The following is a 12,976-nucleotide window of genomic DNA, read 5'->3' as shown; positions in this document are numbered from 1 at the left end:
TGGTGCCGTCGCGCGACAGCGGGGCGCCCACGGTCGCCCGGCCGCTCGTCGTGACGGCGGTGTCCGCCGTGAGGCGCTCGGCGGTGACGGCGTCGATCGGTTCGATGACGAGTCCCGCCGTGCGCCCGACCAGGCCGGAGGGGCACCAGGGCTCGTCGCCGGGGTGGCCCAGGTAGACGGTGGGCCGGTCGAACCGGACGCAGGCGTGGGGGTCCTCGGCCAGGTCGACGACCTGCCAGCCGGCGGGTACCGCCACCCGGTAGCCGCGGTAGCTGACGGTCCGGTCCTCGGTGGGGGCCGCCCAGGTCGGGGTCGCCGCCCCCACCGCGCCGACGATGGCGACCGTGAGGCTCGCCATGATCCTTCTTATCGTCATCGAAGCCTCACTCTGGGGAAGAATTTTGCCAACGGGTGAACCGCGTTGCAAAATTTCTACCAGTCGCGGGCGGGGATAACCAGAGACCAATCTCGATGGTCGACCCTTATCGTGGCGGGGAGAGGACGCGCCACAGCGCCAGCGTCGCCGCGAGCGACGCGCCACCGGCCAGCGCCATCACCGCGCCCGGAAGGAGCACGTCGCTCAGGGCCCCGCCGGCTGCGGCGGCCAGGCCCTGGGCTGCCATCAGGCCGGCGCTCAGGAGCCCGAAGGCCTGACCGCGACGGGCCTCCGGAACGGCGTCGAGGAAGCGCTGGGCCAGACCGAGCTGGTAGGCGAAGCCCGCGGTGGCCACCGCGAAGAGGGCCGCCGCCGGCCACAGGCCCGGCCGGGCCGCGAAGGCCAGCATGGGTACGCCGAGCAGCAGCGCGAGCCAGGGTGTCCACGCCTCCCGGCGGGCGGGGGCGACGAACCGCCCGACCAGCAGGTTCCCGAGGAGCATCCCGCACGCGGCGGCCATCAACAGCACGCCCGCGCTGGCGTCCGGCCCGAGACCGGCGGCGTACGGCACGGCGACACCCTCCGCCCCGACCAGCAGCGAGCCGGGCAGCCACTGCGCCAGCAGCAGCCCGCGGATCCGCCGGTCGGCGAGCAGCGCCCGGTTGACCCGCCAGGTCTCCCGGACCGCCCCGGAACCGTCCCGCCCCGCGCGGGGCGGTCGCGCCGCGAGCCCGGCGCGGACGAGCAGGGCCGAGACGGCACACGTCGCGGCGGCCACCCACAGCGCGCCGTACGGGCCGATCCAGCCGAGCAGGAGCCCGCCGAGGGCGAACCCGGCCACCTGGGTGCCGCCCGCCGTGACGGTGAGCAGGGACCGCCCGAGCACGTACGTGTCGCCCGGCAGCACCTCCGGCAGCAGCGCCGTGCGCGCGGCGCTGCCGACCGGGGCCAGCAGGCCGACGGCCGCGGCCAGGACCAGCATGCCTGCCGGGGAGAGCACGCCGAGGGCGAGGACCATCACCAGGGCGAGCCGGAGCAGGTCGTACCCGACGATCACCGCGCGTGGAGGCCACCGGTCGGCGAGCGCGAGCATGAACAGCCCACCCAGCGCGTGGGGCAGGAACCCGGTCACGTACGCCAGGGCGGCGAGCAGCCCCGAGCCGGTGCGTTCGTAGACGAGCACGGACAGGGCGAGCATCTTCACCGTCTCGCCGATCATGAACACGCCGAAGCTGCCGAGGAGCACCCGGAACTCGGCGACGGCGAAGGCTTCCCGGTAGGCGGCGGGTCGCCCGGCGCCGGCTCTGGTGGAGGTGGCGGTCATCCGGGCATCGTGCGGGCCGTTCCGGTGGCCGGCCTATCCTTTCGCTGTCCGACGAAAGGTGCGATGTGCGGATCGAGGTGACCCCGGCCGACGTCGCGGCGAGCCGCTACGCCATTTCCCCGCTGGGCGAGGCGGTGGCCGCGCTGCGGCTCTGCGCCGGACAGAACCCGGCCTCCGTGCTGGCGCCGTGGGTGGCCCGGGCGCGACCGGGGTACCAGCGGCTGCGGCGGGAGTTGCCGGCGGTGGGCGCGCTGCTGGCGTTGCTGCGCCGCGGCGGCTACAACGCGGACTTCATCCAGCCACCACCGGACGGCACCGGGCGGGACTTCGCCGAGGAGTTGGCCGTGGTACGGGCGACCCCGCTCGCGCAGGCCCGCGACGAACTGGCCCGCAACCTCGCCGGTCCACGCGGCACCCCACCGGCGTACGCGCGCCGGATCTACGACTCGCCCCACGTGGTGGACCTGCTCGCGGACGCGATCGAGGCCGCCTGGGCGACCCTGGTCGAGCCGGACTGGCCCCGCCTTCGCGCCGTCCTCGAACGGGACCTGCTGCACCGGGCCGGCCGGCTCCTCGCGTACGGCTGGGGGGCGGCCGTCGCCGACCTGGACCCCCGGCTGCGGTGGGCGCCCGGCGGGGCCGTCGGGGCGATCGAGGTCGCCGACGGCGACCCGGGCGTCCGCCGACTCGACGGGCGGGGCCTGCTCTTCGTCCCCACGGTCTTCGGCACCATGATCACCTACGTCGACCCGCCGTGGCCGTTCGCCGTCGTCTACCGAGCCTCCGGGGTGGCGGAACTGCTGGGGTCGCCCGACCCGGGCCGGCCGGAGGACGCGCTGGACAGGTTGGTCGGACAGGGGCGGGCGGCGGTGCTGCGGGCGCTGGCCGCGCCCGCCACCACCAGCCAGCTCGCCGCCCAGCTCGGGGCCAGCCTGGGCGGGGTGGGCGGCCACCTGGCGGTGCTGCGCGACGCGGGGCTGGTTGCCCGTGCCCGCACCGGCCGCACGGTGCTCTACCGGCGCACCCCGCTGGGTGAGGCGCTCGCGGGGCGTGGGTGAACAGGGTTCGGCGCACCGGGTGACGCGGCCGGTCAGGCCCGCACCACGGTCACTCCGGCCTGGGCCAGGAACGCCGCCTGCTCGTCGTCCGCGCCGGTGTCGGTGACCAGCGTGTCGATCTCGCCCACGGTGCAGATGCGCGCGAACGCGCGACGGCCCAGCTTCGAGCCGTCCGCCACCACGATCGCGCGGGACGCGGTGGCCAGCATGGTGTGGTTGACGGCGGCCTCGCCGTCGTGGTGCGCGCTCGCCCCGTGCCGGTGGTCGATCGCGTCCACCCCGATCACCGCGACGTCCAACGCCACCCCGTCGAGCATCGTCGCGGCGATGGGACCGACCAGCTCGTACGAGTGGGGCCGGGCCGTCCCTCCCGTGAGGACCACCCGGATGTGCGGGCGGACGATGAGCTCGTTGGCGATGTTGAGCGCGTTGGTGACCACCGTCAGCGCCGGTGCGCGGCCGTCGGCGGCCAGGTCGGCGCGCAGCGCCAGGGCGCGGGCGACCTCGGTCGCGGTGGTGCCGCCGTTGATGCCGACGGTGGAGTGCGGGGCGATCATGGCCGCGGCGGCCTCGCCGATGCGCTGCTTCTCCGGTGCGTGCCGGCCCGCCTTGTAGCGCAGCGGCAGGTCGTAGGCCACGTTGCTCGCGGCGGCGCCGCCCCTGGTCCGGGTGACCAGTTGCTGGGCGGCGAGCTCGTCGAAGTCACGGCGCACCGTCGCGCCGCTGACCCGCAGCGCCGCGGCGGTCGTCTCGATGTCCAGCTGGCCCTGCTCGGCCAGCATCTCGAGCAGCTTGTTCCACCGTTCGTAGCGGTTCATCGTCGCGCACTCCGGTCCCTGGACACACCCGGCGGGTAACCCTATCGGCTCGCCCGCGGTGCCCGGCCCGCCTTGACCGGTGCCGCCCGTCGTCGTAGCGTCCTGCAACAAGTTGCAAATTTGCGGCACACTTATTGCATGAGGTGACAGTCGATGGCGTACATCACCGAGGAGATCACGTCGCAGCCCGCGCTGTGGTCGCGAGCCGAGAGCCTGGCCCGGTCGTCTGCCGTGACCGCGGCGTTGCCCGCACCCGGTGAGCGGGTCGCCGTCGTCGGGTGCGGCACGTCGCTGTTCATGGCGCAGTGCTTCGCCGCGCTGCGGGAGTCCGCCGGCGGCGAGACCGACGCCTTCGCGGCTTCGCAGTTCCCGCACCACCGCCGCTACGACCGGGTCGTCGCCCTGACCCGGTCCGGGACCACCACCGAGGTGCTCCGCCTGCTCGCCGACCTCCCCGCCGGCCAGCGGTCCACCGTCGTCACCGCCGTCCCCGATGAGGCGGCCACGCGGCTGGCCGACCGCTCCGTGGTGCTGGACTTCGCCGACGAGCGGTCGGTCGTGCAGACCCGGTTCGCCACGACGGCGCTCGCGCTGTGGCGCTGCGCCGTCGGCGCCGGACTGGGCACCGCGGTCGACGACGCCCGCGCGGTCCTGGCCGCCCCCGTCGACCCGGCGCTGCTCGACCGCCGGCAGTTCACCTTCCTCGGCACCGGCTGGTCGGTCGGGCTGGCGCACGAGGCGGCCCTGAAGCTGCGCGAGGCCGCACAGGCGTGGGCGGAGTCGTACCCCGCGATGGAGTACCGGCACGGCCCCATCAGCGTCGCCGACGCGCAGTCGGCGGTGTGGATCCTCGGGCCGGCGCCGGACGGCCTGCTGGAGGACGTGGCTGCCACCGGCGCCACGGTGGTCCAGTCCCCGGCGGACCCGATGGCGCAGCTGGTCGCCGCGCAGCGGCTCGCCGTCGCGGTCGCCAACCGCAAGGGCCTCGACCCGGACCGGCCGCGCCACCTCACCCGGTCCGTCGTGCTGCCGGCGACCGCGAGCCGACCGTGATCCTCGCGGTGTGTCCCAACCCGGCGATCGACGTCACCTACACGGTGCCCGATCTCGTTCCCGGCACCTCGCACCGGGTCACCACGACGCGGTGCCGGGCCGGGGGCAAGGGGGTGAACGTGGCGCGCGTGCTGTCCCTGCTCGGCGCCCGGACCCGACTGCTGGGCCTGGCCGGCGGCACGACCGGCGAGACGATCCGGGAGGAGCTGCGCGACGCCGGCATCCCGGCCGACCTCACCACCGTCGGCGGCGAGTCCCGGCGCACGGTCACCGTGGTGTCCCCGAAAGCGGCGACCGTCCTGAACGAACCGGGCCCCGTCGTCACGGCGGCCGAGTGGGGCGCCTTCACCGAACGCTTCGACGCCGCCGTCGCGTCCGCCGCGGTCGTGGTGCTCTCGGGCAGCTGCCCGCCCGGCGTGCCGGTCACCGCGTACCGCGACCTCACCGTCGCGGCCCACTCGGCGGGGGCGGCCGTGCTGGTCGACGCGGCGGGGGCCACGCTGCACCACGCGCTCACCGCACGCCCCGACGTGGTCAAGCCCAACGCGGACGAGATCGCCGACATCGTCGGAGCCGCGCCCCGCACCCGGGCGGAGGCGGTCGCCGCCGCGTACCGGCTGGGCGACCTGGGGGCCGGGGCCTCGGTGGTCTCCCGCGGCGCCCAGGGCTTCGTCGCCGTTGCCGCCGGGACCGCGTACGAGGTGCGCGCGCCGGAGACCGTGCTCGGCAACCCCACCGGCGCGGGCGACGCCCTGGCCGCCGTCCTCGCCCAGGGACTCGCCACCGGGCAGCCGTGGCCGCGGACCCTCGCCCGGGCCGCCGCGGTCTCGGCCGCGGCCGTCGTCTCGCCGTACGCCGGGGACTTCGACGCCCCCACGGCGGACCGGCTGCTCACCCACGTCACCGTCGAGGAGGTCACCGATGCCGCTCGCCGCCACCGCTGAACTGGTCGCCGCCGCCCGCGCCGCCGGCACCGCCGTGCTGGCCTTCAACGTCATCACGCTCGAACACGCCCAGGCGATCGCCGCCGGCGCCGCCGCCGCCGACCGCCCGGCGATCCTCCAGATCAGCCAGAACGCGGTGCGCTACCACGCCGGCGTGCTGCCGGTCGCCGCCGCGGCGGCCGAGGTCGCGCGCCTCTGCCCGGTCCCGCTCGGCCTGCACCTCGACCACGTGGAGGACGTCACGCTGCTGCGCCAGGCGGCGGACGCCGGATTCAGCTCGGTGATGTTCGACGCCGGCGCGCTGCCGTACGACGACAACGTCGCCGCCACCCGCGCCGCGGCGGACTGGGCCCGCGAGCAGGGGCTGTGGCTGGAGGCGGAGCTGGGTTACGTCGGCGGCAAGCCCGGAGCGCCGGCCAGCGCGCACCTCGCCGGCGTCTGCACCGACCCGGAGGAGGCGGCCCGCTACGTGGCGGAGACGGGCGTCGACGCGCTCGCCGTCGCCGTCGGCAGCTCCCACACGATGACCACCCGGACGGCGGCGCTGGACCAGGAGCTGATCGTGGCGCTGCGCGAGGCCGTGCCGGTGCCGCTGGTCCTGCACGGGTCGTCCGGCGTGCCCTTCGGGGAGCTGCGGGCCGGGGTCGGCAACGGCATCGTCAAGGTCAACGTCGGGACCGCCCTCAACGTGGCGTTCACCGGCGCGGTCCGGGCCGCGCTCGCCACGGACAGCTCGGTCGACCCCCGGCGCTACCTGAGCGCCGGCCGGGCGGCCATGACCGCCGCCGTCGCGGAGCTGCTCGCCGTGCTGCCGGAGCCGTCCGGGGCACCCGCCCTCGGCTGAACCGCCGGGCCGGCCGCCCCGGCGGCCGGCCCCCACCGCCGGCGGGATCCGGCGCTCCACCGCCCTGCCCACCTCCGACGCCCCGGCGGCTCCACCGGGCGCCGCCCTTCCCGGCAGCGGGAGACGGCCGACGACGTGCCGCCGCGGCCTCATCGGATCTTCCGACATAGCGGTGCCTCGATCCATTGTGCTATATATGTTTAAAGCCTTGGCCCCTCGTCGCGCCGTCGTCGCCCTCGTCGGCGGGCGCGGCCAGATCCCAGCGGAGCCACCGCTCCGCGCGCACGCGCCGCGTTGACAACGCCGAGACGACCAGCCGGGAGTGAGCCCATGCGCCAGCGTCACATCCTCTTCGCCAACGTCCAGGGTCACGGTCACGTCTACCCGTCGCTCGGCCTCGTCAGCGAGCTGGCCCGGCGGGGACACCGGATCACGTACGTGACGACGCCGCTGTTCGCCGACGAGGTCAAGGCCGCCGGCGCCGAGGTCGTGCTGTACAAGTCCGAGTTCGACACCTTCCACGTGCCCGAGGTCGTCAAGCAGGAGGACGCCGAGACGCAACTGCACCTGGTGTACGTCCGGGAGAACGTGGCCATCCTGCGGGCGGCCGAGGAGGCGCTGGGGGACAACCCGCCCGACCTCGTCGTCTACGACGTGTTCCCGTTCATCGCGGGGCGACTCCTGGCCACCCGGTGGAACCGGCCGGCCGTACGCCTCACCGGCGGCTTCGCCGCGAACGAGCACTACTCGCTGTTCAAGGAGCTGTGGAAGAGCAACGGCCAACGCCACCCGGCCGACGTGGCGGCCGTGCACTCGGTGCTGGTCGACCTGCTCGGGCAGTACGGCGCCGACACCCCGGTCAAGGAGTACTGGGACGAGATCGAGGGCCTCACCATCGTCTTCCTGCCGAAGTTGTTCCAGCCCTTCGCCGAGACCTTCGACGAGCGGTTCGCGTTCGTCGGGCCCACCCTCACCGGCCGTGACGGCCAGCCCGGCTGGCAGCCGCCGCGGCCGGACGCGCCGGTGCTGCTCGTCTCGCTCGGCAACCAGTTCAACGAGCACCCGGAGTTCTTCCGCGCCTGCGCGCAGGCCTTCGCCGACACCCCCTGGCACGTGGTCATGGCGATCGGCGGCTTCCTCGACCCGGCGGTGCTGGGACCCCTGCCGCCCAACGTCGAGGCGCACCAGTGGATCCCGTTCCACTCCGTGCTCGCGCACGCGACGGCGTGCCTGACGCACGGCACCACCGGAGCCGTGCTGGAGGCCTTCGCCGCGGGCGTCCCCCTGGTGCTCGTGCCGCACTTCGCGACCGAGGCCGCCCCGTCCGCGGAGCGCGTCATCGAGTTGGGCCTGGGCTCCGTGCTGCGGCCGGACCAACTCGAGCCGGCCAGCATCCGCGAGGCCGTGGAACGGCTCGCGGCCGACTCCGCCGTCCGGGAGCGCGTCCGCGAGATGCAGCGCGACATCCTCTCCGCCGGTGGGCCGGCCCGGGCGGCGGACGAGGTCGAGGCGTACCTGGAGCGGGTCGCGCCCTGACCTTCCCCATCCCCGCCCGGCGGGCCGGCGTCGTGACCGGGCGGCGTGGCCCGCTGCCGTCTCCGTGCGCGTGGCCGGGCCGTCCCCGGTGTGCGTGGCAGGCGGCCGCCCGGCGGGTGCCGCCTGTCCGGCGGCCCACGAGGGCGCGGACGGTCCACTTGACATATCGATGCCGATTTCGGTCTGCGCCGTCGTGGTCCTTGTTTCCACTTCAAAACTAGGTAGTATTTCGCCATGGGTCTTCGTGACGTCAGCGTGCTGCTGCTGTACCCGCCGAACCAGACCGCCCCCGGCACGGTGTGCAAGCCGAACGGATCGCTCGCGTACCCGAACCTGGGCGGAGCCCTGCGGGAGCACGGCGTGCACGTCCGCGTCTTCGACGCCTGCGTCGGCGAGGGCGCCGACCCGCTCGACGAGATATTCGCCAACCCCACGCCGCTGCCCAGCGGTTTCCTCCGCACCGGCGTCAGCGACGAGCGGATCCTCGAGGTGGTGAAGGACCACGACATCGTCGGCATCACCTCGATCTTCACCGACCAGGAGACGATGGTCCTGCACTGCGCGCGGCTCATCCGGGCGGCCTACCCGGAGAAGCTCCTCGTCACCGGCGGGGTCAACGCGCGGTCGCGGCTGCCGCAGTTCTTCGGGGCGGGCTTCGACGTGGTCTGCCTGTCCGAGGCCGAGCGCACGATCATCGACATCGTCGAGGCCGTACGACGGTCGGCGCACCCGAGCTTCGCCGACATCCACGGCGTCGCCTTCCTCGACGACGGCCGGATCCGGATGAACCCCGCGCGGGCGCAGGACGTCGTGTGGGACCTGGACACCCTGCCCATGCCGGCCTGGGACCTGCTGCCCAACGAGCGGTACTGGACCATCGCCCGGCCGCACTCCGGCCTCTTCGAGCCCGGCGCCGAGCTGCGGTACGCGACCATGATGACGTCGCTCGGCTGCCCGTTCCACTGCGCGTACTGCCACATCGCCGGCGAGCAGGAGGGGAGCCCCAGCGGCCCGATCGGCAAGTTCCGCGTCAAGTCGGACGACCGGGTGCTGGCGGAGATCGAGACGCTGAAGAACCTGGGCGTCGACAACGTGTTCATCGAGGACGACTCGCTCCTGGGCGACAAGCGGCGCGGCCTCCGGCTGCTCAAGAAGATCCAGGGCGCGGGCGTGACGATCTGCGACCTCAACGGCATCAACCTCATCCACCTGCTCAAGCGCTGGAAGCCCGACCACGAGGTCCTGGAGGCGATGGCCGACGCGGGCTTCACGCAGATCAACATGCCCTTCGAGTCGGGCAACCTGCGGATCATCCGCAAGTACGCGAGCAACAAGCTCAACATCGAGAAGGCCGACCTGCCCGGGCTGATCGTCGCCATGAAGGAGTACGGCTTCCAGATCTACGGCAACTACATGATGGGCTACCCGGACGAGACGCTGGAGGAGATCGAGACGACCATCCAGCTCGCCAAGGAACACGTCTCCTACGGGCTGGACGCCGCGAACTTCTTCCTCGTCGTACCGCTGCCCGGCGCGCCGTTGTTCGACATGGCGATCGCGGGCGGCCACATCAGCCCCGACTTCGACCCGGACACGATGAACATCTACCGGGCCAACATGACGGGCACCCTGGTGCCGGCGGAGGTCCTGGAGGAGCTGCGCCACCGCGCCTGGGACGAGGTCAACTCTCCGACCTGGAAGAACGCCAAGAAGGCGTGGGCGGCGACCGTCAGCTGACCGGCCGCACCGTCCATTCCTCCTGAGCGCCGGCGGCGAAGTCGCTCAGCGCGATCCGGTTCGGCAGCCCGGTCTTGGTGATCAGACTGGAGACGTGCCGCTCGACCGTACGGGGCGACAGGTGCAGCCGCTCGGCGATCTCGCGGTTGCTCAGCCGGCCGGTCAGCAGCCGCAGCACCTCGAACTCGCGTACCGTCACGCCCGTCGTCCGTAACGCGGGTGGGATCTCCGCCGCGCCGCGCCGCCGCTGCGCCACCCGGGCGCCGGCCTGGCGCAGCAGCGTACGACAGGCACCGGCGACCGGAGCGACGTCCGCCTGGTGGAAGTAGTCCTCCGCGACGCGCAGCCACTCCACCGGGGTACCCCAACCGTCGGCGAGCGCGGACTCGGCGACCAGGCGCAGGGCGAGGTGCCGCCCCATCGCGTAGAGATCGCCGACCTGCACCGCCTCGGCCACCGCCGCCGTGGCCGCCTCGTGCCGGCCGGAGCGGCCGAGCAGGACCGCCTGGGCGAAGAGCGCGAACTGGCGGTCCCAGCGCAGCCGGCTCGCCGGTGTGCCGGTGACCGCCTGGTACGCCTCCCAGTCGATCTCGCCGGCCATCGCCCTGAGCAGCAACTGGAGGCCGAGCCGCCCGCCCAGGTGAAACACGGTGGGGCTGGTCTCCTCGGCCTCGACCGCCCGGGACAACTCGGCCAGGGCCCGCGGGCGGTCCTCCTCCAACAGCGCGCAGAACGTCCCCGCCAGCCCGTGCACCCGCTGTGCGTGCAGGCCGTCGTCGCCGCCCCAGCGCCGGAACTCGACGAGCGCGTGCTCCATCTCCGCCCGCCGGCCCTGATGGGCGCCGAGCACCGCGCGGAGCAGCAGGACGTACTGGGTGGTCTCGATCAGCTTGAGGCGGGTCGTCGCAGTCAACACCTGGTCGATCAGGTCCCGTGCCGACAGGTAGTCGCCTCGCATGATCAGATGCAGCGCGATGCTCGCCTCGGCCTGCTGGCGGGCGGTCACCGCGCCGGTCTGCCGCGCCCGTTCCCGCGCCTCTTCCAGCCGGTCCAGCGTGCCGTACCGCAACGCGTCGTCGTTGCCCAGCCGGATCAGCGCGTGCACCTCCCAGATCGGCAGGTCGTGCTCGGCGGCGATCGACCGCGCCTGCTCCAGGCAGCGGGTGGCCTCGGCCGGGTCGCGGTGGCGGACCAACGCGCCGAGCAGTTGCCATGCCTGGCAGGCCACCACCGGCAGGGGGACCGCCGCACCGACCGTGGCGGCCCGGCGGGCCAGGGTCTCGGCGACCGACAGCTGGTCCTGCCCCGGAGTGTCCAGGGCCAGGTGCGCGGCGACGATGTCGACCGGGGCCGTCTCCTCCGCCGGGGCGTCCGCGCCGAGCAGCTCGCGGGCGATCTCCACCTGGGCCGCCGCGTCGGTGAGCTGGCCTGCCACCACCGCGGTCCACGCCAACCGGGTGTGCAGCTGGGCCCGCCGTCGCGGGTCGAGCCCGGCCACCTGGTCGGGACTGCTGACCAGGTCGAGCGCCCGCTTCACCAGCCCCGCCTCGCCGAGGGCCTGCAACAGTGTCTCCAGCGTGTCAGCCCGGGCCTCGGCCGCCCCGTCGGCCTGCAACTCCCAGGCCTGGTCGAGCAGGGCGACGGCCGAGGTGGGGGCGCCCTGCGCCAGGGCCCGCCGCCCGGCCTCGGCGAACAGCCGGCCGGCCGTCGCCGTGTCACCGGCGTCCAGGTGCAGGGTGGCGGAGATCTGACACCACTCACCGGGCAGGTCCGGGTGGACCTTCGCCACGGCGTCGGCGACGGTGCGGGCCAACTCCACCCGGTCGGCCGGCTCGACCAGCGCGAGCAGCGACTCCTGGGTGACCCGGTGCCGGAAGGCGTACCAGTCGGTCAGTTGGTCGTCCGGCATCACCAACTGCGCCACCAGGTCGCCGTGCAGGTGGTTGAGCAGGTCGCGGTCGCTCAGGCCGGTGGCCGTCTGCACCACGGCCACCGGGAACCGCTGCCCCATCAGGGCGCCGCAGGACAACAGCTGCCGGGCCTGGGGGCCCAGCTTCTCGATCCGGTGGGCCATGCTGCGGGTGAAGGCGGCCGGCAGCGTGGCGGGCGGCTGCGGCGCGAGCTGCCAGCCCTGGGCCCCGGGCAGCAGCAGCCCGTTCTCCACCATGGCGGCGAGGATCTCCTCGATGAGGAACGGGTTGCCGCCGCTGCTGCCCCAGAGCAGCTCGGTCGCGGCCGCCGGCAGTTCCTCGCCCGCCACGCCCAGGCAGGAGCCGGCCATCGCGGGCAGGTCGCCCGAGCCGAGCCGGTCCAGCGCGATCAGGGTGCACCGCCCGCGCCGGGCCGCTGCCCGGGCCACCTCGATCGCCGGCGAGTCGTCGGCCCGGATGGTGCCCAGCAACAGGGTCGGCTGCTGGTCGAGGTTGTCGATGAGGTATTCGACCACCATGAGCGTCTCGGCGTCGGCGTCCTGCAGGTCGTCCAGGACCATCAGGCACCCGCGGTCCCGGCCGGCCAGACCGGTCAACCGGAGCACGGCCTCGGCGAGGATCACCACCGACCCGCCCTCCTGGTCGGCCAGGGGGGTGCCCCAGTCGGGCACGAGCCGCCCGAGCACCGGACCGTACGGGCCGAGCGCGGCGACGTCCACCGGCGTGGAGCGGAGCAGGGAGAGCACCGCCTCGGTGAGCGGCCGCAACGGCACCCCGGCGCCGAGCGTGCTGCCGCGCCCGCGCAGCAGGCTCATCTCGGCGGTGTAGCCCAGCTCGACCGCCGCCGCGGCCAGCCGCGACTTGCCGATGCCGGCCTCCCCGACGAGGAAGACGGCCCCGCCGTTCCCGGCGCGGGCCGCCTCCAGCATGTCCCGTAACGTGCCGAGCTCCGCGTCACGGCCCACGATGATTCGGGAACGGCAGTGCACGACAGGAACGATAGCGAGGCGGTCCGGCGTTAACCAGGCTCGGCCGAAGACCCCACCGACCACGGTGGACTGTCTCGGCCGACCGGACGGACCGCCGCGCTGACCGTACCGTTCCCGTCCCCCGTCCCGTCAGATGCGGAAGGTGGGGCAGCAGGTGGTGAGCGGGGCGGCGTTCAGGTCGACGCCGTCTCCGGCGTCTCCGGTGACCAGGCGCCCCACCAGCAGACCCACCGGGATGGCCAGGCCGGCCAGGGCCGCCGTACGCAGCCCGAAGGCCACCACCGGGCTGGTCCGCGGCGCCCCGACCGGGCGCGCGTCGGCGGTGTCGTCGGTGGCGGGAACGTCGACGGTGAGCTTCTCGGACAT

Annotated in this window: 10 protein-coding genes; 6 read left to right on the top strand and 4 right to left on the bottom strand. The window is 74.1% G+C overall.

Going from position 1 to position 12,976, the window contains the following annotated elements; all coding sequences use genetic code 11:
• Positions 1-482 precede the first annotated feature (482 nt).
• Complete coding sequence (locus AB0G14_RS08200; RefSeq protein ID WP_357694996.1) at positions 483-1,700, bottom strand: MFS transporter; 1,218 nt, start codon at positions 1,698-1,700, stop codon at positions 483-485.
• Between the two features lie 65 nt (positions 1,701-1,765).
• Between AB0G14_RS08200 and AB0G14_RS08195 the strand changes: the two genes are divergently transcribed.
• Positions 1,766-2,758 (top strand): helix-turn-helix domain-containing protein, encoded by a 993-nt coding sequence (locus AB0G14_RS08195; RefSeq protein ID WP_357694994.1) that lies wholly within the window; start codon positions 1,766-1,768, stop codon positions 2,756-2,758.
• A 32-nt stretch (positions 2,759-2,790) separates the two neighbouring features.
• Here the strand turns inward: AB0G14_RS08195 and AB0G14_RS08190 are convergent, their stop codons facing one another.
• Positions 2,791-3,576 carry a DeoR/GlpR family DNA-binding transcription regulator gene (locus AB0G14_RS08190; RefSeq protein ID WP_357694992.1) on the bottom strand — a complete coding sequence of 262 codons (786 nt, stop codon included), beginning with the start codon at positions 3,574-3,576 and terminating at the stop codon, positions 2,791-2,793.
• A gap of 153 nt (positions 3,577-3,729) precedes the next feature.
• Here AB0G14_RS08190 and AB0G14_RS08185 point away from each other — a divergent pair, with 153 nt between their 5' ends.
• From AB0G14_RS08185 to AB0G14_RS08165, 5 genes are all read left to right on the top strand, one after another.
• The gene (locus tag AB0G14_RS08185) at positions 3,730-4,629 is read left to right on the top strand and encodes a sugar isomerase (RefSeq protein ID WP_357694990.1); all 900 of its coding nucleotides are present in this window, start codon (positions 3,730-3,732) and stop codon (positions 4,627-4,629) included.
• The gene (locus AB0G14_RS08180; RefSeq protein ID WP_357694988.1) at positions 4,626-5,573 is read left to right on the top strand and encodes a hexose kinase; all 948 of its coding nucleotides are present in this window, start codon (positions 4,626-4,628) and stop codon (positions 5,571-5,573) included. Before AB0G14_RS08185 ends, AB0G14_RS08180 begins: the two co-directional genes overlap by 4 nt.
• Positions 5,551-6,417, top strand: a complete 867-nt coding sequence (locus AB0G14_RS08175; protein ID WP_357694986.1) for a class II fructose-bisphosphate aldolase — start codon at positions 5,551-5,553, stop codon at positions 6,415-6,417. Before AB0G14_RS08180 ends, AB0G14_RS08175 begins: the two co-directional genes overlap by 23 nt.
• A 330-nt stretch (positions 6,418-6,747) precedes the next feature.
• Positions 6,748-7,953 carry a macrolide family glycosyltransferase gene (locus AB0G14_RS08170; protein WP_357694984.1) on the top strand — a complete coding sequence of 402 codons (1,206 nt, stop codon included), beginning with the start codon at positions 6,748-6,750 and terminating at the stop codon, positions 7,951-7,953.
• Positions 7,954-8,187: 234 nt separating this feature from the next.
• Positions 8,188-9,690, top strand: a complete 1,503-nt coding sequence (locus tag AB0G14_RS08165; protein ID WP_357694982.1) for a radical SAM protein — start codon at positions 8,188-8,190, stop codon at positions 9,688-9,690.
• On the opposite strand, the gene AB0G14_RS08160 is transcribed toward AB0G14_RS08165, so the two are convergent.
• Positions 9,683-12,610 carry an AAA family ATPase gene (locus AB0G14_RS08160; protein WP_357694980.1) on the bottom strand — a complete coding sequence of 976 codons (2,928 nt, stop codon included), beginning with the start codon at positions 12,608-12,610 and terminating at the stop codon, positions 9,683-9,685. The genes AB0G14_RS08165 and AB0G14_RS08160 overlap by 8 nt on opposite strands.
• Positions 12,611-12,739: 129 nt before the next feature.
• A complete protein-coding gene (locus AB0G14_RS08155) occupies positions 12,740-12,976 on the bottom strand; it encodes a hypothetical protein (protein ID WP_357694978.1) in 237 nt (78 codons plus the stop codon).

The sequence above is a fragment of the Micromonospora sp. NPDC023814 genome (assembly GCF_040639595.1).
Taxonomy (GTDB): domain Bacteria; phylum Actinomycetota; class Actinomycetes; order Mycobacteriales; family Micromonosporaceae; genus Micromonospora.
Note: the sequence above shows the minus strand (reverse complement) of the source record. Positions and strands in the feature narration are given on the sequence as shown.